At 48.9% G+C, this 20,936-nt stretch carries 17 protein-coding genes; 3 read left to right on the forward strand and 14 right to left on the reverse strand.

Annotation, left to right across the window (positions count from 1 at the left end; genetic code table 11):
* Positions 1-16 precede the first annotated feature (16 nt).
* From pdxA to WFJ73_RS07800, 5 genes are all read right to left on the reverse strand, one after another.
* Complete coding sequence (gene pdxA / locus WFJ73_RS07780; RefSeq protein WP_336772503.1) at positions 17-1,006, reverse strand: 4-hydroxythreonine-4-phosphate dehydrogenase PdxA; 990 nt, start codon at positions 1,004-1,006, stop codon at positions 17-19.
* Positions 1,007-1,008: 2 nt separating this feature from the next.
* On the reverse strand, positions 1,009-2,310 hold the full coding sequence (locus WFJ73_RS07785) for a four-carbon acid sugar kinase family protein (RefSeq protein ID WP_336772504.1): 1,302 nt from the start codon (positions 2,308-2,310) through the stop codon (positions 1,009-1,011).
* Between the two features lie 18 nt (positions 2,311-2,328).
* Complete coding sequence (locus WFJ73_RS07790; RefSeq protein WP_336772505.1) at positions 2,329-3,282, reverse strand: 2-keto-3-deoxygluconate permease; 954 nt, start codon at positions 3,280-3,282, stop codon at positions 2,329-2,331.
* A gap of 108 nt (positions 3,283-3,390) precedes the next feature.
* On the reverse strand, positions 3,391-5,184 hold the full coding sequence (locus WFJ73_RS07795) for a sigma-54-dependent Fis family transcriptional regulator (RefSeq protein WP_336772506.1): 1,794 nt from the start codon (positions 5,182-5,184) through the stop codon (positions 3,391-3,393).
* Positions 5,185-5,364: 180 nt separating this feature from the next.
* Positions 5,365-6,336 (reverse strand): AraC family transcriptional regulator, encoded by a 972-nt coding sequence (locus WFJ73_RS07800; protein ID WP_336772507.1) that lies wholly within the window; start codon positions 6,334-6,336, stop codon positions 5,365-5,367.
* Between the two features lie 182 nt (positions 6,337-6,518).
* Between WFJ73_RS07800 and WFJ73_RS07805 the strand changes: the two genes are divergently transcribed.
* Positions 6,519-7,928: an MFS transporter gene (locus WFJ73_RS07805; protein WP_336773081.1), complete on the forward strand. Its 1,410-nt coding sequence runs from the start codon at positions 6,519-6,521 to the stop codon at positions 7,926-7,928.
* A 54-nt stretch (positions 7,929-7,982) separates the two neighbouring features.
* Here WFJ73_RS07805 and WFJ73_RS07810 read toward each other — a convergent pair whose 3' ends face one another.
* Both WFJ73_RS07810 and WFJ73_RS07815 read right to left on the reverse strand, forming a co-directional pair.
* Positions 7,983-8,210 carry an alpha/beta-type small acid-soluble spore protein gene (locus tag WFJ73_RS07810; RefSeq protein ID WP_127493240.1) on the reverse strand — a complete coding sequence of 76 codons (228 nt, stop codon included), beginning with the start codon at positions 8,208-8,210 and terminating at the stop codon, positions 7,983-7,985.
* 100 nt (positions 8,211-8,310) lie between these two features.
* On the reverse strand, positions 8,311-10,248 hold the full coding sequence (locus WFJ73_RS07815; protein ID WP_336773082.1) for a glycoside hydrolase family 127 protein: 1,938 nt from the start codon (positions 10,246-10,248) through the stop codon (positions 8,311-8,313).
* A 152-nt stretch (positions 10,249-10,400) separates the two neighbouring features.
* Between WFJ73_RS07815 and WFJ73_RS07820 the strand changes: the two genes are divergently transcribed.
* Complete coding sequence (locus WFJ73_RS07820; RefSeq protein ID WP_336772508.1) at positions 10,401-11,228, forward strand: AraC family transcriptional regulator; 828 nt, start codon at positions 10,401-10,403, stop codon at positions 11,226-11,228.
* A gap of 18 nt (positions 11,229-11,246) precedes the next feature.
* Here WFJ73_RS07820 and WFJ73_RS07825 read toward each other — a convergent pair whose 3' ends face one another.
* Positions 11,247-11,846, reverse strand: a complete 600-nt coding sequence (locus tag WFJ73_RS07825) for a hypothetical protein (protein WP_336772509.1) — start codon at positions 11,844-11,846, stop codon at positions 11,247-11,249.
* A gap of 837 nt (positions 11,847-12,683) precedes the next feature.
* On the opposite strand from WFJ73_RS07825, the gene WFJ73_RS07830 reads away from it, so the two are divergent.
* Complete coding sequence (locus tag WFJ73_RS07830) at positions 12,684-13,274, forward strand: YjgB family protein (protein WP_336772510.1); 591 nt, start codon at positions 12,684-12,686, stop codon at positions 13,272-13,274.
* 67 nt (positions 13,275-13,341) lie between these two features.
* Here the strand turns inward: WFJ73_RS07830 and WFJ73_RS07835 are convergent, their stop codons facing one another.
* The 6 genes from WFJ73_RS07835 to WFJ73_RS07860 all read right to left on the reverse strand — a co-directional run bounded on the left by WFJ73_RS07835 (position 13,342) and on the right by WFJ73_RS07860 (position 20,936).
* Positions 13,342-13,734 carry a hypothetical protein gene (locus tag WFJ73_RS07835; protein WP_336772511.1) on the reverse strand — a complete coding sequence of 131 codons (393 nt, stop codon included), beginning with the start codon at positions 13,732-13,734 and terminating at the stop codon, positions 13,342-13,344.
* Between the two features lie 34 nt (positions 13,735-13,768).
* Complete coding sequence (locus WFJ73_RS07840; protein ID WP_336772512.1) at positions 13,769-14,449, reverse strand: serine/threonine protein kinase; 681 nt, start codon at positions 14,447-14,449, stop codon at positions 13,769-13,771.
* A 486-nt stretch (positions 14,450-14,935) separates the two neighbouring features.
* Complete coding sequence (locus tag WFJ73_RS07845; protein WP_336772513.1) at positions 14,936-15,193, reverse strand: hypothetical protein; 258 nt, start codon at positions 15,191-15,193, stop codon at positions 14,936-14,938.
* Positions 15,194-15,349: 156 nt separating this feature from the next.
* Positions 15,350-16,390, reverse strand: a complete 1,041-nt coding sequence (locus WFJ73_RS07850; protein ID WP_336772514.1) for an AI-2E family transporter — start codon at positions 16,388-16,390, stop codon at positions 15,350-15,352.
* A 160-nt stretch (positions 16,391-16,550) separates the two neighbouring features.
* Positions 16,551-17,687, reverse strand: a complete 1,137-nt coding sequence (locus WFJ73_RS07855; RefSeq protein ID WP_336772515.1) for a GNAT family N-acetyltransferase — start codon at positions 17,685-17,687, stop codon at positions 16,551-16,553.
* Between the two features lie 132 nt (positions 17,688-17,819).
* Positions 17,820-20,936 (reverse strand): glycosyl hydrolase family 95 catalytic domain-containing protein, encoded by a 3,117-nt coding sequence (locus WFJ73_RS07860; RefSeq protein ID WP_336772516.1) that lies wholly within the window; start codon positions 20,934-20,936, stop codon positions 17,820-17,822.

The raw sequence follows: 20,936 nt of genomic DNA on the forward strand, positions 1-20,936 counted from the left end.
TATCATTGTTATGAAATTAACGCTTTGGCGCAAGCTCTACCGCTTGGCGGAGCGCTTCTTTGATGCTTTGGTCATCCGCGATGCCTTTGCCCGCGATATCGAAAGCCGTCCCGTGATCGACGCTTGTGCGGATAATCGGCAGGCCGACGGTAATGTTCACGCCTGCTTCGAGGCCTAATACTTTTACCGGACCGTGTCCCTGATCGTGGTACATCGCAACAACGATATCGAAGTCGCCGCGCGTCGTACGGAAGAACAAAGTGTCTGCCGGCAGAGGACCTTGCACGTTTATGCCTTCCTGCTGAGCCCGCTGAACTCCGGGAATAACCTTCTCTTCTTCCTCTCCGTAACCGAACAAGCCATTCTCTCCGGCATGCGGATTAATGCCGCAAACCGCGATGCGAGGCTCCGCGTAACCTGCTTTACGGAGAGTCTCATGAGCCATTTTGATCACCTTGTAGACGCGTTCCGGCTCGATCATTCTTACAGCATCAATGATGCCTACGTGCGTGGTTACGTGAATAACCTTCAGCTTTGGAGCGGAGAGCATCATCGCGAAATCCTGCGTCCCCGTCAAATCGGCCAGGATCTCCGTATGACCGGGATAAATATGTCCGCCCTTATGCAGCGCTTCTTTGTTCAGCGGCGCCGTGCAAATGCCGTCGATCAGCCCTTCGTTCGCCAGTTCAATGGCGGTCTTCAAGTACATAAACGCGGCATGCCCCGCTTCCGGAGACACTTGTCCAAACGGCAGGTCGGCCGGAAGCAGATTCAGATCAAGGCAATCCACCGTGCCGTATTCGTATTGCGCTTCCGTTACGGAAGCAATAGGACGAACCTTGAGCTCGCTGTTCACAACACGGGCCGCACGCTCTAAGATCTTGGCATCGCCGATCACAAACGGATTGCTGTCCTCGTATACCTTGTTATCGCCAAGAGCTTTCATAATAATCTCGGGGCCGACGCCTGCGCCGTCTCCCATTGTGATCCCAATAATCGCTTTCATTGTTATTCCCCTCTTCCTTCACGTATATGCTGCATGGCATGCCATAACGATCCTTTACGGCCGAACGCCCCTGCTTTCGTAATTGCCGGCAATCGGGATCCGCCAACTAACGTTCCGAACGGGATACCCGGCTCCACCTCATGATGAAGTTCAAAACCGCTGACGCCTAAATACCGGCAGACGGCTTTGGCTGTATCTCCGCCGGTGAGTACGAGACCTTGTACGGAGCTGCCTGCGGCAACCTGGCTAGTAATCTGACCAAGGGTATCCGCAATCCGGTTGGAGACATCCGAGGGATCTAGTCCTAGCGCGGCTCCCTTTTCCTTGGCTGCGCGGACCTGCTCCGGAGAAGAACCTGCGTGCAGCGAAATATCTTTCCCTGCTGCAATCGCAAGCTGCAGCTCGGCCGCACACCTTGCGATTTCGCGCTCCCGCTCTTCCATCGGTCCGATGGCCGCAAGCGGATCCATCTCCAAGGCGGTAACATTAGCCTGCCGGTTAACCTCCGCAACTTGTTCCCGGGTAATAGCCGAAATGCTTCCCGCTACGAGAACGACGGCACCTTCCGCTGCTTGTTTTTCGTATCGTTCAGCGGTTCTCGACGGGTCCGGCGCAATCAGGAACTCTGCCAAGCCGGCCGAGCCTCCCCACAATACGCTGGATTGAAATACCGGAATAAGCGCGGCAATAATAGCAAGATCACCATCCGTCTCCGCGTCGAACACAAACAGCTTTACAGCTTGACGAAGTTGTTCTTCGATAAAGCGGCGGACAGCTTCCGGACCTTCGCGCAGCAAAGCAAGCTCTACGTTCGCGCTGGCAAGGCCTGATTGCTCCTGCAAAACATTGGCGACCCGGGAATCCGGAACCGGTGTCTTCGGATCTCTTGCCATCTCGGTTTCGTGAATCGGCGTACCGTTCAAGTAATGAATTCCTCCAACGGTCGTCCGGCCGATTCTTGGAAAGGCAGGCGCAATAAAAGCGGCATCGAAGCTGTAGCTGTCCATGACCCCGCGTATTTCCTGCCCCAGATTCCCTCTTAGCGTAGAGTCCATTTTTTTATAAATAAAGCTAAACCCTTTTTCTTTGAGCGCCGCGGCTGCACTGGCCGCCCGTTCATAAGCCAGCTCGCCCGGCATCGAGCGGCTGTCCGTGTCTAGCACGATCACATCGAGCTCCGATTGATCATCGGGAATGGCCGACCAATCAAACAACACCTGCGTCTTTAGGCCATTCCGGGCAAATTGAACGCCGGAGTCCGATGCGCCGGTTAAATCATCTGCAATAATCGATATTTGTTTCACGTTGCATCCTCCGTCGTTTTATTTGCTTCTAGCTTCCAGACGTTTAGACCACCATGCGGTCACAATCGGCGTAAGGATAGCCGTCACAATAACGCTCGAAGCAACAAGCGCGGTTGCCGAAGGCACCAGCGGTACATAGATCGCGTTTGCGGCGGCGACGGCCGCCGGTACGCCTGCGGCATTGCCCGCGGTAGTAGCTGCAGCCAAGCCGGCTACGCCATTGCCGCCCGTAAGCCGGTCGGTACCCATCAGCGCCAAGCCTGTAATGACAACAACCGCAACGCCAAGCAGCACGCCAAGCGCGCCCGCTTTCCACACATTGCCCAGATTCAGCCCGGCACCAAGCGCAAAGGCAAAGAACGGAACGAGGACCGGTACCCCTTTAGAGAGAAAACCGCGTAGCTCTTTATCCAAATTACCGAGAATCATGCCGACAACCAGCGGAAGGATAGCGCCTACAAGCGTTTGCCATGGGAACGCGGCGAGGCCGGCTGCGCCAAGCGTAATCATGGTCAGGAACGGGCCGGACTCAAGGCTCATGATCGAATATGCGCCTACATCTTCTTTGCGTCCGAATTGACCCATCAGCGCCATGTACAGACCGCCGTTTGTATCATTCATGGCCGCGACGATTGCCAGAACGGATAGCCCGGCGAAGAAACCGTTATCAATCATGCCATTGCCAAGAAACTTGCCGGCGATAAAGCCGACCAGCATCGCAATAGCGATTTTGGTGATCAATAAGGTGCCGCCTTTTTTTACGATGTAAGGCGTTGCTTTAAAATCGATGGTGGATCCCATACAGACGTAAAAGACAGCCAGCATGGGAAGCGATCCGGTCATCAATGCGCCGGTGAAGGAACCAAAATAAGTCGAAATCGTTGGAAAAGCCGTATTTATGATTGCTCCAATCAATAATGGGACGATCATCATACCGCCAGGGATTTTTTCAATGCTCGCTTTAATCTTCACAAGTAGTCCCCCTAAGATACATTTTTGTTTCATATTGAAACAGTAAGTTCAATTTGTAAGCGCTACATTGCTAATTATAAAGCGAGCTTATGTGATGAACAACCATCATTATGTTTCATTATTAAACGTTTTGTTCATTTTCCTCCAAAAGGTTGTCCGGTTCATACCGAGCCTCTTGCAGGTTTTGGATTGATTCATTCCTTCCTCCTGTAAAACATAAGTAATGATCCGGCGCTCGATCTCCTCAAGCGTCCCTCGCAGATCTATCGTGGTGGAAACATTGTCCGCATCCGCAATCATGGACTCTTTATATTGTTCAATAACAGTAACCGCATCCTTCTTCTCTACATGATTGCCTTGGGTAAGGACAAGCATTTCGTGAATGGCACGCTCCAGCTCGCGTAAATTCCCCGGCCAATCGTATTGCAACAGCTCATCAAGAGCCGCTTCGCGGAAACCGACGATCTGCTTGCCGGATTGAAAATTATAATTCGCAATCATGACCCGGATGATCTCATCGATGTCCTCTATCCGTTCCTTTAGAGGAGGAACCGCTAACTGAAGCTCGCCGAGCACTGCGATTAGCTCATGATTGTAGTCCGCCTTTCCTTTCAGGCGGGTTAGGCTTGTTGAGGAGGAGGCAATAAACCGGATTTGCGGGTACCGGCGTATGGCCTGCAGCCATTGGTCCTGCGCTCCGCGGTCCAGCCTGTCCACGTTGTTCAGATAGATCGTTCCGCAGAAACCGGTCTCGGGCAGACCAAGCTCCTCCGCAGTTCCTTTTAACAGAAGATTGGTTTCCTGCTCCGTCATCCCTTCGCACGGAATCATATAGAAGCCTTGCGCATGGCGCTTGCTTGCCGAATGGATCGCTTGAGCGAATAGCGATTTGCCTGTTCCCCTATCACCGGAAACCCAAAGGTTACGATCGCTTAGTGCATACTTTTGCGCCTTCGCTATCGTTTTATTCAACATCACGCTGGAGCCCACCATTTGATTAAACGTTGTAAGCCTAGGAGGAATATAAGCAGCGAATCTCCGCTCGTTGCGCCAATTCTCGATCGAGTCCAGGGAAACCAGATAGCGGAAGCTTCCTTCCTTGCGGCCCTCGCTAACGCTTACTTTGTATTGCTGCTCGTTCAAATAGAGAAACTGCTTGGACCATTTGGCGGAACTGTCCGTCTCCTCCGCTCCGCTTATCAGCTTGTAAAGCGCCGGTAACGAATATTGAATGCTGCTGCCTGACAAAGCCTCCGCATCCGTATTACCGCTGCTGCCGAGCAGTTCTCCCGCAGTATGGTTCATGAACAGGATCCGCTGACGGTCATCAAGCGCGATAATCGCTCTGGTATCCTGGTCCAGGATGTCCCGGTAGAACATCGTTTGTTCCTGGCCTTGCCGGTAAACGTCGTATACGCGCCTAACCTCCCGGAACATATCGCCGACCGATTCCTTGCCTGAGGTAATAAGAATACCGTGATAGCCCATTTCTTGCGCGGCCCGGACCGTAACGGCATCCCCCAGCACGATCTGAACCTTGTCGCCAAATGCCTGCCGCAGAGCGCCGCGCACCTCGGTCTGGTCGCTGATCTGGATAATCGGAATTTCAAAATCAAGCAGGCTGGACACCTCCGCAACTGCCTTGCATATATTCGGAAAGCCGATAATGGCTACCTTGGAATTCGTGCGGCGGATAAGCGTCAGCACCCGCAAAATATCGTACCCGGATACCGGGATGTCCACGACCGGCAGCGAGGAATGCTTGCGAATCAGGTTTGCCGTACCGCCCCGGCTGATAATAATGTCGTAGCCCCTTTCCTCGGCCTGCTGGATAAGCGGAAGCGCTTCTTCCAAATCCGCTACCTCCACATCCATCCGAATCGTTGTTTCTTCTTGCACCATTTCCAAAAGCAAATCCCGCAACCCTACATACGGAGCTATAGCTAGAACTTTAATATTCATCATTACACCTCGTTTTTCGTTTCAGTTTGAAACACCATGACTGCATTATAATATAAATTAGGCCAAAACAGAAAAACGGAGCCCGCTTGCCGCGCGGCTCCGTTACTTTCTGTAAACTTCTTATATAGGGTCCTCAAATTCCGCACTGCCCGATGCTTTGCGAAGCGTCTTGATATCCTGAAGGGGAGGCTGGCCGAACAGTCTTCGGTATTCCCGATTGAACTGCGACGGGCTTTCATAGCCTACCGTCAGCGCGGCTGTTGTTGCCCCTACCGGACCGCTTAGCATCAGGCGCCTCGCTTCCTGCAGGCGAAGCTGCTTCTGATATTGCAAAGGCCCCATTGTAGTGATGGCTTTAAATTTATGATGAAGCCCGGACGTGCTCATATTGCATGACTTCGCCAGCTCCTCGACGGTAAAGGAGTGAGTGTAGTTCTCCTGGATCCAGTGAATCGCCTTCGCTACTCCATCCGCCCGTTGGTCAAACAATACCTTCTGCATAAACAAATGTCCGAAATCGCCTGACAGCAGATTAAAAATCATTTCCTTCTTCAACAGCTCGGACAGAAACCGGGCTTCTTTCGGCTTGTCGATTAACTTCAGCAGCCGGTAAAAGATGTCCAGCAGATTGGCATCCGATTTGCCGATAAAAGCTGCGGAAGTCAAATCTTTCTCTTTTGGCTCCGCAAGGATCTCAGCTTCCACAACGACGGAAGCAATCTCCTGCGTCGTGAAGTCTATGCGCAGTCCGATATAAGGCTGCTCTTCGCTTGCTCCAACAACCTGGCCAAAAGCAGGGATATCCAGCAGCGATGCAACGTAATCCCCCGCTCTGTAATGAAAGATATCCTGACCGAGATACAGCTTCTTCTCCCCTTGGAGAATCAGACAAAAAGAAGGTGTCAATACGCCTGGACACCGCACCGTATCGTGACTGCGTTTGACGATGGACAGGAAAGGCACGATCGTTGAATTCCGCCCTTCTTCCAACGTCATCCTCTCCGTCATTCCAATAAGCTGATCCAGCGTTTTCTTATAAATCGAAATGCTTTTCCCTCCCGTTGAACGGGAATCCATTGTTTGCTCCGGCATATCCGTTGATCCCTCCCGCCTTGTTCCTGATTATATAAGCATTCTTGTCGCTTGGAAAGTAAAAGAAAAGCTGAATTGCAGGTTTAGGCAACTTTTAAGCAGGAACGATCTACTTCGCGCCGCCGATCCCATTCATAATAGCTTTCAGGAACACTAACACGGAACAGGAAAGGAACGTGAACATGCATCAGTCCAAATGGATTATTCTCACGATTATTATCGCGTGCCAGCTTATCGTTGTGCTTGACGCGTCCGTTATGGTAACGGCCATTCCCCAAATCGGCCGGACGCTTCACATGTCGACAACCAGCTTGACTTGGGTTCATAACAGCTACATTCTCGCTTTTGGCGGTTTCTTGCTGCTTGGTGCCCGCGCGGGAGATTTGCTGGGGCGCAGACGAATGCTTGGCATAGGAATCGGGTTGTTCTCATTGACCTCATTTTTTGCGGGTATAGCGCCGACGGCTGAATTTTTGCTTATCTCGCGGGCCCTGCAAGGGTTTGCCGCCGCACTCGCCACGCCAGCTGCGCTGGCTTTGCTGTCTGCCACCTTTGTTGAAGCGAAGGAACGCTCCAGGGCGATTTCCATGTACAGTGCCGTATCGGCTGCGGGAGGAAGCATCGGCCTCATTCTTGGCGGATTCTTTACCGATTTCGTCTCCTGGCGCTTTGGTATGTTTATTAATGTACCCATCGGAATTGTTTTGCTGTACCTGGTTCACAAGTTTATTCAGCCAACAAGCATCAGATCCGGCCGCTTTGATATTGGCGGCGCGCTGACCTCTGTTATCGGCATGTCATCCTTGGTCTACGGGTTGGTTCAAGCGGCTGATTACGGCTGGGGTAATCCTGCAACTTGGATTCCCCTTGCGGCGGGAATTATCCTGTTGGCGGTATTTGTTCTTATTGAATCCAAGGCAGCAGAACCGATTATCCCGCTGCGGTTATTTGCGAACCGCCAGCGTTCCGGGGCTTACTTGGGAAGATTTCTGATGGTAGGCGGGAACTTCTCCCTCTTTTTCTTCATCCCGCAATATTTGCAAAATGCCCTCGGGTTCAGCTCCTTTGAAGCAGGTCTTGCCTTCCTGCCGTTTACCGTTGCGCAGTTCGGAATGATGTACATTATACCGGGGCTGGTTCGGCGGTATGGCAATATCAAAGTGCTGTCTGCCGGGTTAATCATCGCGATTATCGGTACTCTTCTGCTAAGCCGTATGGTTTCCGCGCAGACGTCATTCTTCCCGGATCTATTTATCCTTCTCGCTATCATGGGTATCGGTGCCGGAATGGTATTCCAGCCGCTTACGGCAATGGGTCTGACCGGTGTGCAGCCACAAGATAGCGGCGCAGCTTCGGGTCTGGTCAATGTCGCCCATCAAAGCGGTGCTTCCTTGGGCCTTGCGGTTCTTATTACGGTGTTTAATACCTCGATCCGCATCGAACAGCCTTCCGCATCGGAATTTGCCCATGCGATTTCGAACTCTATATTAGGATCCGTCTTCTTTATCGTCTCTGCCTTGCTGGTGACGTTTATCTGCTTTGCATCCGTTCGGCAGTTGACCCGCAAACGGGCTCTGCAGGCTAATAAATAAGAACAGCAAAAAGGCTGCCTATAAAGTAGGCAGCCTTTTTTGGTTAAGTATTTACTAACGACGGAAGTTAGTGGATGCACCGCCGAGGCTTTGCTCAGCGATTTCAACCAAGCGGCGAGTAATCGATCCGCCGATTTTTCCGGCATTATAAGTTGTAATATCACCATTGTAACCATCACGCGATAAGGAAATACCGAGCTCTGAAGCCACTTCGAATTTGATTTGATCCAAAGCTTGCGCTGCTTGTGGTACCACTAAAGTATTGCTGTTGCTTCTAGACATTGAAAAGCCCTCCTAATGTGTTGGTTTGTGATGTAATTTTTGGTGCTGAAATTAATTTCTCCAGCTGCAACCACATTATGCAGGGTACCGAAAAACTTTTTTAATAGCGGAGCCATACGTTCATTTCGCCAGGCTCGCGGTTGCCCCATAAATAGTAAGGAATCGCCTTGAAACGGACCGATTCTCTATGCTTGGTTAGCAGCTGATAAGGCTGACCTTCTGCCCAGCCGGCATTGTCGATAACAACTCCGTTCCCTTCCACAACGACGCAGCCACCTAGCAGATCCGAAGCTTTGCTGGCTGTCAATTCCGGTTCTTCCGCCAGCGACAGGGATACCAGCGGTTTGCCGTTGTCTGCTTCTTCCACGCAATAGACAAGCGGACCGCGTTGAATGGCGGCTTTACCGGCATCCGCACGGATTAACGGGTTCGCGGCAATCAGCTGCGTCTCGAGTGGCAGCAGCCATTCCACCTGATCACCGTCCTGCCATACGCGGTATACGGTAGCGTAACCTTTATCCACATGATATCGGACCGTTTCTCCGTTTATTTTCAATACCGGCTCTTTCGAAGAGAACCAGTTCGGAATACGAAGCGCAAGCATAAACGGAACATCACCTTTATCTTCTTGCAGCGATACCCTAAATTCAACCTGGCCGTTCCACGGGAGCTCCGATTTCTGGTTCAGCACGATTTTCTTGCCTCCCGTCTCGAATGCCACATCGCTTCCGATAAAGAGATGGACACGCACGGTTGAGCCATCCTCAGATACATCATAAATATACTCGTCAAGAGAACCAAGCAAACGGGCTACGTTAGGCGGGCAGCAGGAGCATCCGAACCATTTTTGCCTAACCGGCTTCACATGAAACTTATCCGGGCTTTTCGTGCTCGCTTCCGGCCAGACCTCAAGCGGATTCACATAGAAGAAATGCTTGCCGTCCTTCGCCATGCTTCCGAGCACGTTATTGTACAAGGCCCGCTCCATCACGTCCGCGTACTCGCTCTTGGCCTCCAACTGAAGCATCCGACGCGCCCAGAAGATCAGGCCGATCGACGCGCAGGTCTCCGCATAGACAATGTCGTTCGGAAGATCGTGGTCGAATGTAAAAGCTTCTCCGAGATGCGTCGCGCCGATCCCCCCGGTAATGTACATTTGCTTGCCGGTCGTATTCGCCCACAGCCGCTCGCATGCTTCGCGGAGCTTGACGTCACCGGTTAAGCGGGCAAGATCCGCCATTGCCGTATACAGGTATACCGCACGAACGGCATGTCCGACGGCAACCGGCTGCTCGCGAACCGGAAGATGGCTTTGGTAAACCTCGAGATTAGGCTCCCCTTGGGCCCAAATCGTTGTCCGGCCGCGGCGTTCCCATTCCTCGATAAAATAATTGGGCTTGCTGCCGCGTTCGTCGATAAAGTACAAGCTCAGATTCAGATAACGCCCTTCTCCCGTAGCTTGATACAGCTTAACTAAGGCTAGTTCAACCTCCGGATGGCCGCAATAAGCCCGCATTTGCCCTGGTTCCGTACCAAACAAGCTTGCGATAAGGTCGGCAAAACGGCAGGAAATGTCGAGCAGCTTACGCTTGCCCGTTGCCCGATAATAAGCAACAGCCGCTTCGAACAAATGACCCGCGCAATACAGCTCATGAGCTTCATACAGGTTAGACCACTCTTTGCCCGGCTCTTGGATCGTGAAATAAGTGTTTAAATATCCGTTCTCATGCTGAGCTTGTCCGATCAGCTCTATGGCTTCATCCGCAATCTTTTCCAGCTCCGGATCGGGCTGACGTTCAAGCGAATAAGCAACGGCCTCCAACCACTTGTAGAGATCGCTGTCTTGAAAAATCCATCCGCCGAACTCGCCCTTCTCCAAGCCCGCGGCAATCCGGAAATTACGGATCGAATAGCTGGGTTCGGCGTCTTGAATGCGGTCATTTAAAGCCTCCCATTGATAAGGGATGACCGTACTGCGTACTAGCTCTGTATATTCATTCCAAAAATCATCCTTGATGCTGATCTGCGTGTTCTTCATCATAATCCTCCTTCAGATGACTGCCAATTCGCTAAAAACGATAAAAATTGACTCCTTATAAGTTCGAGTATATGCTTTATTCATCTGAATCAATAGGAACGGAATGAACTTTTTCTTATACAAAATGACACAGTAAAGGATGTGAATCGTTTTTGAGCTTCATAGAACTGCAAACCCCGCCCCTCCCATATTACTGGGAGTCCGGCCGCTCCGAGTTTCGGGCCGGAGACCGGCATCCCAATCGCAGAAACTTCGGCATATTCGACTTGATTATTGTGGCTGAAGGAGAGTTATTTATCGGGGAGAACGGTCGGGAATGGTCGCTTGGCAAAGGGGATACCTTACTTTTGCTGCCGGACGGAGAACATTATTCGGTGAAGCCATGCGAGCAGCACACCGTTTTTTATTGGGTACATTTCGAGCATCTGATCTGGCGATCGCATGCCAAGGAAGGAGCTTCTGCGCAATCTTTCTTGAATCCTCACCTCATTCGGATTCCGAAGCATCTCTCCCTTAATGATCCCGAGAATGTTTTCAAGCTGATGCTTCAGCTGCTGAATCTGACCGTCGGGGATTCCTTTTGGGAGGAACAAAGCTTGCTGGCACAGCTTCTCTCGTTGCTCGAAAACGAAAGCTTAAACAAAACAAGCACTCCCGCCACACGTCTCGCGGAAAAAGCCGCCTTTTATCTTCAGCAAAATTTTCAGAAAGACATTACAAATGAGCTTCTTGCTGAAGAGCTGCACTTTCATCCCAATTACATCGTCCGCTGCATGAAGAAGAAATACGGCATGACGCCTAGCCACTACTTGCTTGAATTCCGCCTGGACCGGGCGAAGAAGCTGCTCGTTTCCTCCGAATGGTCGATTGAACGAATTGCCGAAGAGGTTGGTTTCCGGTATGCCCCTTATTTCACGGCCTGCTTCAAGCGCAGGGAAGGCATCTCCCCGCTTCGCTATCGCAAATCGGTTCAGCAGTAACAAAAAAAAGCCGATAAGTTATCGGCTTTCCTTCTGCTTAAGCAGGTTGATGATTCGTTCATAGTCATAAATGTTAAAGGTTTTAAAGGCTAATTTATGAAGGCTGCTGCCTTCCGTGAATTGAAAGATAACATAATCCGCATCCCTCTCGAAATCTGCCGAAAGACTATTCTTGCTGATCTCCTTAATGAGCACGGCTTCAGACTCCGCCTGGAACAACGATTTTTTCATCACTTTAACTTCAGTATCGGTAAATACAAAGAATCCTCTAAAACGCACATCGTCTATTAATATCGTCAGATCCTTAATTTTGGTGTCGGAGACTTCAGCGATCTTCTCCTGTACGCTTCTGGAGGAAGTTGGCTGGAACAGCGATAGAATGCCGGGCTGAATCGGTTGGTCGGCATCAAATTTAGTCACTAGCTTCTGCAGCAGGTTAACAATCTCCGATAAGCCTATAAAGATAAACCCTGCCGTAACTCCCGACAGCCACCAATATAGGGCAATGGTCATATGAAAGCCATCAGGAGCATTCCCAAAAATTAGGCCTTCAATAAACCCAATGACAAGCAGCAAGATTCCGATTCCCATCAAGCATGTAGAAATGTTGTTCCTCATTTGTCTATGACTCCTTGTTAGGTGAAAATTTTCCTATTGGCATCATAGCAAAATTTAGTAGATTGGACTAGTTATTTCTTCCTAAGCAGCCTTTTTAGTATTTTTCCCCTTTTTAATACTCTCTTTTGATTTCTTTATTAAACCAATGAATATAACCGCAACGATCACAGATCAATATATTTGCTGAACGGTTAGCGAAATCAAGATTAAGGAAACTCATAAAAGCCGTGTTTAATTGCGCGTAACTTTTTTCGAATTTATTATTATGGCAATGCACGCAAAGGACAGTGATTCCATTAGCGCTATATTCACCTGGTCCCTTGACTTCCTTCAGATTTTTGGCAAACAACTTAAAAAATCTTTTCGCCCCAGCTATAATCTTTCATCCTCTCTTGAACTCTTCAATTCTTTCGAGCAATTAATGTTCCTACCGTTCCAACTACTAACGTAATGAATATAAGGACGATATGGAATAACGTTTCTTCGAAATCATGTACTCTATGTATTGTGTTTGAAAAACTAAAACATTTCGATAATCAGAACCATAATCCATATCGCATAAACAAGAAACCGAATCACACTTATGTCACCTCAGCTTTCGTACTGAAGGATTGACTTTTAACAGGGATAAGTTGAATCATCTATCTTTCCTCCCGTTTTAAATTAGAATAGGTCGCTTTAAGGTTATATGAATTGTACCACATATTGGAATCCCCTCCCCCTTTCGAGGTAATTATTTACATCGAATCTTGCTTGCAACAATTTGCGATGTACATGCGTCAAAGCTAGTGCAACTTGAACGGGGACATATCCCGACATCCCGAGGAGGTAAATAAATTGAAATTTTATAAATCCATGAAAAAAATCGCAGTGGCTTCAGTAGTCGCTGGAACGTTAGCATTGTCTGCCACAGGTGCTGTCCCATCGCATGCAGCCGCTGCTCAAAGCGCCGCTTCTGTTGATGCGCACGCAAAAGCTTTTGAAACGCTAATGAGCTTCTATAAGCCGGCCCTTAATGGCCAGTTCCCTAATTTCCACGGTTTCACGATTGGTTCAACTACGCATGCGTCGGTTATCAAAGCTATTGGTGAAGCTGAATCTCCGGCAAAGGATTCCGACGACTTTGATGTATATCATGCCGAAATGGGACACCCTGGATATGCGATTAGCTATAAGCTAGGCAAAATCAAGGAAATGCGTTACTTCGGAACAAATGTTGAGCGGCAGACCAACCTGGGAGGAATCTCCCTTAAAATGCTGGTTCAACACTGGGGCGCTCCCAATGAGTCCGTCCTGATTAAGTCGGGTAAAACCGTACAAAAGAAAATCACTTATGTTCGCGGAAAATACCAGCTCGAATTCATCTTTGATGGCACGAGTGGAACGAACTTAAATCATATCAACCTTGTGAACAAAACGATTAAGTAAACAGCACTCTGTTAAGAAATAAAGGCAGATGGTCCGCTTAAGACCATCTGCCTTTACACCAAGCGTATTAATCCGGAAAAATAATTGCGCCTTCTTCACTGCTGACATCAAAAAATCCTACCTTGCATTCAAAAGCCAATTCTCGCAAGGTCGTGTATGCTTCATCAGCTACGGAATATGCAAAAGCCGCATAGATAACGGCTGAGCCCAATGAATAATCGGTTAACCGATTATCCGTCCCGGCTTCCTCCATTGCTTCAAAAACTTCCTCATCCACATTCATATTGGGAAAATGCTCTGAAAGCTTTTTATATAAGCGCTGCAACGCCTCAGAACAAACCGACGGATCATTATATGGATGATCTTCCGACCACTCTACTTGCTGATCATACCATTCCATAAAGTCCTTTCTTTCCCGTGGTGCCTTAGTTGGTTCAAAAACCATTAAATCATAGCTCATTTAAATTCCTCCAAGATGAAATAACTGCTCCGTTTTATTTGCGTTTTCCCAAGAAAAGTTGACTCACCCGTTTAGAGAAGTCTTCTATTCCAAAACTTGCCGTATCGATCCGATTGTACCAATTCGTTATCGTTTCCAATATCCATAAAGGGATCTGCACTCCGCTAATCATAGGATAAAAATGATTGTATGACCATACTAAGTGTTCCCACCGGTTATCGTTTCCGTCCTTGCTATATTCCGATACATCGAGAACTTTTCCTCTTCCGTCTTGCAAGAGCACATTTTTAAGATGAATATCTCTAGGGTTCATCCCTTGGCTGCGAATAAACGCTCGGGCATTTTCGACGTCCTGTATCACCTGCTCCGAAACAGGGATCCCCTGTAAAAGACAATCATATAGAGTAACTCCTTGTTCAAAACTTAACACTAGAAAGTTGGAACCGGCACCATAACAATGGGGAAAATAGGGGGAGCCTTGTAAACGTTCATAGATGCCTGCTTCCACGTTCTTCTTCTCTAAAGACTGAGCGGTATATACTTTATATGCGTAATCAGGGGTGTCAGAGTGATAGAAGACCGCGGCATCCGTACCTATGCCGATGCAACGCAAATCTTCCGAGAAGCCGATGACCGAGACCGGCTTATTATTTTCATGTCCAACGACCTCAATGCTTTTTAATGCTTCCTCAACTTTTTTCCAATCTTCACTCACAACGATCTTCTCCTTCTTGTTTTGGCATTACATACGTCGTGGTTGCTTACAATTCGGAGGAATAAATACTATCTCGTCAGGTTATCGAATAATAGTTTTACGTTTACCATGCGATTACTGTTTCAACTATCCCGTCATAAGAAAAACCGACTGTGCAATATGCACGGCCGGCTCTCTCAAACATAATTCAATTCATGAAGGCATCCTTGTACCAAACTCCCAAAATAAAAAAAATTTCAAACAAACACATGAGGACAAAGATCAGAATTACCGAAGCTACAAATATCCCTAGACTTGTTTTCAGAATCTTATTCGTTATAGCTTTCACTGTGATTCACCTCTGCACGAAAAATCATCTCCTCATCCAATCAGCAAATAAATGATCTTCACACCGTAATTAACTTCCCTTACGTATTTTTAATTGTAAAGTATCCATATTTTTCATTTCTTCCATTACGTTTATACTCCTAATCGTACCTTGCCTTATTATTTTATAACGCCAATAATGCTGAAACCGATAAATAATAAAAGCATCCCTGCGCTGAAAAACAGCGGGTGGAAGCTCCTTTCATCCGTGAACCTAAAAGCCCTCTTAATACTGCCACCACCTAAAGTAACGATTACAGCAGTCAGCAGGACAGCGGCTAAATGGGATAAGTGAATCCGCCCTACAACGATAAAAACAATGGCGCTGCTGCATACTCCGGCTAAAAACCAATATATGTTCTGCCTGCTTGGTCTCAATTAATCAACGCTCCTTACCAGAAAAAATTGTTTGATTATTAGCTAAAATATATACGTTTCCAGCGATTGGAATGTTACGTTGAACTCTCTTTTTTAAAAAAAAGACAGCTGGTCTTTTTGACCATCTGTCTCATACTCGGATTACAAATCCGATGATTATCTTCCGCTTCTCACCTGTTTCGTCTGCTCTTCCAACGTATCAGCCTGCTCCACCTTTAACACGTCCAGCATAAACATAAAGATCGGAATACCAATCAACAGCCCCCAGATGCCCATGTAATGCTCGGACAAAATAAGGATAAAGAATGTGTAAAACATCGGCAGGTTTGTTTTGTGCGAATATAACCTTGGGTTCAGGAAGTACGTTTCAAGAGCATGAATGAGCAGCACCAGAACGATAACCCAAATAACGGTTTTAGTTCCGCCAATCTGGTAGCCGATAATTCCAATCGGGACAAAGGAAACAACGACGCCCGCAACCGGAATGAGGCTTAGCAAAAATACCATAATGGTCAGCGCGAATAGGTACGGGAAGCCCATGATCCATAGACCGGCAATGGTAAGGGCGGTATTAAATACGGCAATCATCAGCTGTACTTCAAGTACCTTGCCGAAGGAAGCAATAAACTTGCCGCCAAAATACCGGAATTCGAGATACAGCCAACTAATCGAGCTTTTGCTGAATTTCTCGGTAAACTGAACGATCTTGCGTCTCTCCAGCAGGAAGAAATAGCTAAGCAACATAACCAGCAAAATAATTTCGAGCCAGCCGCCAATCTTCTTCGCATAAGCGAGAGCACTGTTCAAAAACGTTTTGTATTCGATCTTGTCGAGCGTATCCGCGACCACTTGGGCGATCTGATCGTTTTGCGCCGATCCTAAAAACTTTTGCACGTTGTTGACGATATCCACGATCTCGTTAATCAGCTTTGGCACGTAATTGACCAGACCGTAAACGAGGCCGAACACAAGCGCAACATACAGGACCGAGGTTACTACAACGGGCGACACCGGAATCACCCTGCGAATTTGCTTGGTTATAAAGCTCTGCAGCCGCATCATCACAAACGTGACCATAAACAGAAGCAGCAACAAATTCAACATATCGCGGAGACTATAGAGAAGAACTACGACCAGTAAGACAAACACAATTCTTTTGATAATCGGATGAGTGAAAAAGGTTCTGAGCGTTTCCAAAGATTTCCCCCGCAAAATTGAATTTATTTATTATTCGTTTATATTTAATAATACCTGTTTTATTTATGAAACGCACCTTTTATGGTCAATACAAAAAATAAAGCTGCCGTAGCCGGCAGCTTTATTCATATAAACGGAACAAGTTACTCTTATAACAACTTTACACAAAGCATAAGCCTGCCGTATACGGAAACGGAACCGGGAATAATTTCTGATAGGCTTGGGCTTCAGCAGGCAGCTCTACTGCATCTGTTCCGACACGATCAAATAGCAATCGAATCAGTTCTTCATCGCTTAACGTAGCGGAAGGCCGGCCTGTGGAGTCGGACAATTGCCAGCTGTTTTCCTTCCGGTTCAACCGAAGACCATTCGCAGTTTCTTGTTTCTCCAGCCATGGCGATAACTGGTTGATTAAAGCCTCGCCGCTCAGAATTTGGACGGTACCCGGTTGACCTTCCTCCGCAGAAGGAATTGCCGACAACTCTTCATGAATGTCTGTTTCATGCCACGGAATAGGAATCTCCAAGGACTGCAGGCCATATCGGTTTACGGCATCGGCGAACAGTCTTATAACCTGAGCCGAAGCTCCGGCATACTCGAGAACCGCCCCGTTTAACTGCTGATCCGACGTAACGCCAATAACTGCAAAATTGATGACTTTCCCATCCGACTCCTGGACAAGTACCCGTTGACTCATCCGCATCACGCTTGCGATAGCTTCCGCCTTGAGCAGCGTGCCGAATTCATTAATGCCCAGCTGATAACGAACCTCCCGAGTTTCAGCAGCCTCCTGCATGGCAAACAAATCTTCCGGCCGCATCTCCCGGATCTCGCCTGTTACTTCCGATCCACCTAACAAGGACTCTGCTTGCAGCGCATCCATGCGGTATTTGCTAACTCTCCCGAACAACTTGCAACCCGCCCGCGTGTATAAAGAACGGTCACCGGATACGAGCAGCAATGACGCCCCTGCATCCCGCGTGAATTGCTGAACTTGCTCCAATAGCTGACTCGCGTACCCTTTGCCTCTTGCCGACGGTTCCGTACAGACCGAACCAAGCGAGGCTACGCGCAGCGCAGCCTCGCCAATCCGGATCGTCCATAGGACAACGCCCATAAACGATACCAATTTGCCGTCATCTTCAAATGCGCCGTAAGATAAGTGCAACGCCGCATCGGAGAAGAGGATTGGAAACAATTGGCCCATGGAAGTCTGATTGCCGTCCCGGAATGTCGCATCCGACAAGCGGACAGCTTCTTGTATTTCAATGCCTGTCAATCTTCGGATCTGCACCATTTCCATTCCTCCGATTTCTTCAACATACCTGCTTGACTGCTATACTTCTTTCTTCATTCACTGCAGCTTTGGAAAGAACTTCCGTGTCAAACTTCTTCGCCTTCTCGCATGAAAATTCCTTCACTCGCATCTTCACAAATACGAGTAATTTCGATTAATAATAAGCATATTTATCCGCCAAGGCAGCTCTTCGCAAGAACGGAAATGCAGAGATACGCAGCCATCCTTTTTTTGCGTAATCGGGATGATTTCCGTGGCATAATCTCCCGCTTTAAGAGGCTTATCCGGCCTCCACTTCAGCTGACCCGCGATTTCAAGCTCTGTGCAGGAAGGGGCTGCTTCGTCTCCCGTGACGATCAGGAGATCGTATCGGCCCTTGGGCAGCTCGATCCTAAAAACGGCATCGCCTTCTCCACCAACAAAGTCTCGCCGAAGCAGGTCGGAGGCTCCTCGGTCGATGGCGGTTAGCTGATCCATCCGCTCCCAGCCAATCCCGCTATATGGCGTAAAGATCATATCCGGGGTTACTTTTCGGAATGCCTGACCAAGCACACCTGCAATATGAATCTGGCGGGGAAGGGCTTCCGTATAATTTTTGCCCAGCAGTTCTTCCTTGACGCCAAAATCAAGCCGGTATGCCGCAAGTCTCGATACTCTGCTGTTTCCCGCATAATAATCGAACGTAAAATGATCGAGCAGCCGGTAATGCTCTGTGTCCCGGTTCTTCCCCAGAAATACGCGCCGCCTTGTGTGCGCTTCATGAACATGCGGGCTGCTGAAGGCATTATCATCTCTTATCCTCCTTGTATGAGCCAGCGGCCAATCTGACTGTAAAATACCTTCCGCATGATCAACAAAGACGAGGTAATCACTGCCTTGAACCGTATCGAAAACCAGACATTCTTGATGAAGTGCATACTCCTCCATCGTCAAGGCACGTCCGGATAAATTCACAACCTTGATGTTCTCTTCAACGTCAAACGGATATCTCAAAACAACCTTTCCGCCGGCAAGGCTTCGTATATGAACCCATTCCGTACGTCCTTCCCTGCGTCTGGCACTGACTTCGAAGCCGCCAACCGCAAGCAATCCCCGGAAAGCGCAAGCTTCCCATTTGCCATAAGTCCGCTCCTCTAACTGATGGTTATACATCTTATTTGTCTGTTCCTGCTCCAAGGTTCCTTCCGGAACGGCCGGGAATACTTCGATTACGCCATCATAGCTTTGCAGCAGCATCTCGTTTACGGCAGCGACAAGCTCGCCGGAAGCCTCCATCATAAACGGATGGTACAACGGTTCGTTGGTTATGTTGCAGTAATTCATCCACCTTTCCGTCTCCTCCGCGAACAAACCGTTGCAACGAAGCGACAGGTCGATACCCTGCTCATACAGCAGCCGCAGTGCATCGTCTCCCTTGCCTAACCGCGAAGCCGTACAGGACAGCCACCCGAATTGGAACATGCCAAATTCCGTATTCTCCTCCACGTAACTCAGCGTATTCTCTGCCTGCTGTCGCAGCGGCAACTTGGCTTTCCTATCGATTTCGCCAATCGGATAGAGAGGCATTAATAGGGAAGGATGCCGCAGAGGAAGATCCGGTTGCGCCCATTCGGAATCGAGCCATATTTTGCCGTAACGCGTAGAATCCGCTTCAGGATATGGAGCGAGCTTCCGGGCAATGTCCTCCCATTTACTCCGCTCTTCCTCCGGCTCGCCAAGCAACTCGCTTGCTTCTATGGCCATGCGGAATAAATAGCGGACGGATGCCAGCGTACAAGTCGAGTTACGCGTAAGCGGTCCTTGCTCCGGCGAAATATCCGGGAAGACGTTATACAAACCGCTCTCGGCATCAAATAGCAATAACCCTTCAAAAAAATGGGCGATCTTGCAAATCAGCGGATAAGCCTTCTCCCGCAGAAACGTCTCGTCCATGCTGTACCGGTAATAATTCCATAAAAATTGCGCGCACCAAGGCCAGATGCTGTAATACAAGGCATGCGGGTAATCCCCGGCAATCCCATCCAATCCGTAGAACTGCTTAGCCATTCGTTCGGCGCTGCCGGCATAGGAAAGTAAGCCTTCATTAAACAAGCCGGCCAGTTCCAGGTGATTGGACGTATACAGCGGCCAAAAAGCGGCTTGAATGTTGACATCCCAGTACCACATGCTGCCCCACTTGGTCGGCTGCTTGATATCCCATAGCCCGTTTAGTCCACAGGCCTGTTCAGGCATAGTTCCTCCCCGTCCGCTGCTGCAGGACAGAGCATAAAGGTTGATCCTGTATAAATCCTCAAGCAGCTTATCCGGAAGCGTAACGGACGAACGCCTCCAGAAGCTCTGCCAATAGGATTGATGTCGCTCTCTCGCCGCAGCTAGTCCAGGAATAAATTGACCCAGACGCTCAAATGCAGTCTGCAGCGGGTCCTTCGCCTGAACTTCCGTAACGACCGTCGTAAGCAAAGTTAGACTATTCTCTGCATCTTTTAACCGAATTCGAATAGCTCCGGCGCAACTCACTACTGTACCTTTCGCGCCAAGCAGTTTTGTCATAACAGCAAAGGAAAAGGGGCGATGACGATCCTTGTCTTCCCCGTCCGGGTAGAAGGAGCCTATATAATAAAAGGTTGTATCATCATGCGAATGGTAGGAAGCATTAATATCGGCATATCTTCTTAACGGCAGCGCAAGTTCGATTTCGCTTAGCAGAGTGCCGTCCGTTTGTTTAATATCCGTAACAATGAAATCCTCTCCTTCGGCTGCCATCGTTGCAACCTCGAGCTTCTTATCCTCTTTCTCGATTCGCAGCCGGACATCCGCCTTGATTACGTCAAGCTGCAGCTCGTAATGATCCGGAGCCTTCAGTTCTGCAGACGGATAAAGCTTTATCTCTCCGGTCGGATAATGGGAGCTCCCCCCGGGCGGCTTGCCGTATTGCCGGTACATGCTATTGTCGCTCAGGGCATCTCCATATAGAAAAAACGGTTCTTCTGCAGGGTTGCGGTACATTTCCTGCGCATGCTTCCGAAGCTCGTCAAACGTCCGGCCATACTGCAAACGGAAATGTTGTCCTTCCCCTTGCCGAAAGGCTGTGCTGTAACGGTGCAGCTTGCGATAGTACACCTCGTAATGGTTAAGCGCCATGGTCATCGTCTCGTCTTCGTAATAGACCATTCCGCCGAAATGCCCATTGCCGAGCGGCAAGGCTTCGTTCCAGCTGCTTGGCGTATTGTCGTACGTCACCGTTGTCAT

It is taken from the genome of Paenibacillus sp. MMO-58, assembly GCF_037146255.1.
Lineage (GTDB): Bacteria > Bacillota > Bacilli > Paenibacillales > Paenibacillaceae > Pristimantibacillus.

Excerpts from the sequence above, each read along its gene's own strand:
- pdxA (WP_336772503.1), bottom strand. The coding sequence starts at position 1,006 with ATGAAAGCGATTATTGGGATCACAATGGGAGACGGCGCAGGCGTCGGC.
- WFJ73_RS07795 (WP_336772506.1), bottom strand. The coding sequence starts at position 5,184 with ATGGTGCAAGAAGAAACAACGATTCGGATGGATGTGGAGGTAGCGGAT.
- WFJ73_RS07800 (WP_336772507.1), bottom strand. The coding sequence starts at position 6,336 with ATGCCGGAGCAAACAATGGATTCCCGTTCAACGGGAGGGAAAAGCATT.
- WFJ73_RS07805 (WP_336773081.1), top strand. The coding sequence starts at position 6,519 with ATGCATCAGTCCAAATGGATTATTCTCACGATTATTATCGCGTGCCAG.
- WFJ73_RS07810 (WP_127493240.1), bottom strand. The coding sequence starts at position 8,210 with ATGTCTAGAAGCAACAGCAATACTTTAGTGGTACCACAAGCAGCGCAA.
- WFJ73_RS07815 (WP_336773082.1), bottom strand. The coding sequence starts at position 10,248 with ATGAAGAACACGCAGATCAGCATCAAGGATGATTTTTGGAATGAATAT.
- WFJ73_RS07825 (WP_336772509.1), bottom strand. The coding sequence starts at position 11,846 with ATGAGGAACAACATTTCTACATGCTTGATGGGAATCGGAATCTTGCTG.
- WFJ73_RS07835 (WP_336772511.1), bottom strand. The coding sequence starts at position 13,734 with ATGAGCTATGATTTAATGGTTTTTGAACCAACTAAGGCACCACGGGAA.
- WFJ73_RS07855 (WP_336772515.1), bottom strand. The coding sequence starts at position 17,687 with ATGGTGCAGATCCGAAGATTGACAGGCATTGAAATACAAGAAGCTGTC.
- WFJ73_RS07860 (WP_336772516.1), bottom strand. The coding sequence starts at position 20,936 with ATGACAACGGTGACGTACGACAATACGCCAAGCAGCTGGAACGAAGCC.